At 58.7% G+C, this 538-nt stretch carries 1 protein-coding gene and 1 pseudogene; both read left to right on the top strand.

The genetic code is table 11. From position 1 onward, the window contains the following. On the top strand, positions 1-180 hold a 180-nt coding region (locus NW838_RS11430), incomplete at its 5' end, for an FAD-dependent oxidoreductase (protein ID WP_414428071.1). A gap of 65 nt (positions 181-245) precedes the next feature. Then, positions 246-538 (top strand): annotated as a pseudogene (locus NW838_RS11435) (hypothetical protein); the annotation flags it as partial.

The raw sequence follows: 538 nt of genomic DNA on the forward strand, positions 1-538 counted from the left end.
TACCGGATCCCTTTTGCCCAGTTTGTACAACCCCCCGGCTTTCAGCAGCATCTGGTTCCCACCTTTAGCGGCCTGCCGGGCCTCCTTTGGGCCGGGGAATACACCCACCAGAGCAGCCTCGAGGGATCCCTGCGCAGCGGCGAACAGGCAGCGGCGTGGATCCTCCAAAAATCCGCCTAGATCTGTACAAAGCAATACAGACTTTCTTAAGCCTGCTCCCAGAACCAAAGCCGGGATCCCGTGGTATGAAGGGGGTGAACTTGGTCGCCCACGAGGATCCCTCTGTCATGCAAAACGCTACCCTCAGTCCCATCCGGCTCCTGCAGCGGTCGTTCGAGATGGTAGGCCCCATCTATGGGCCGTTGCTGATCCTGGCCTCTCCCGGCTTCATCATTTCCATCATCGCCGAGCTAATCCCACTTTTCGGGGGAATCCTCAACTTGGCCTATGTCCTGATTGGTGCGCCCATCCTGACAGGAGCAGCCTTTTGGCTGGTGGATCAGCACTTGAAGCAGCGAACTCCCCCGCTGGGCAACAG

It is taken from the genome of Synechococcus sp. R55.2 (genome assembly GCF_047462075.1).
GTDB lineage: Bacteria > Cyanobacteriota > Cyanobacteriia > Thermostichales > Thermostichaceae > Thermostichus.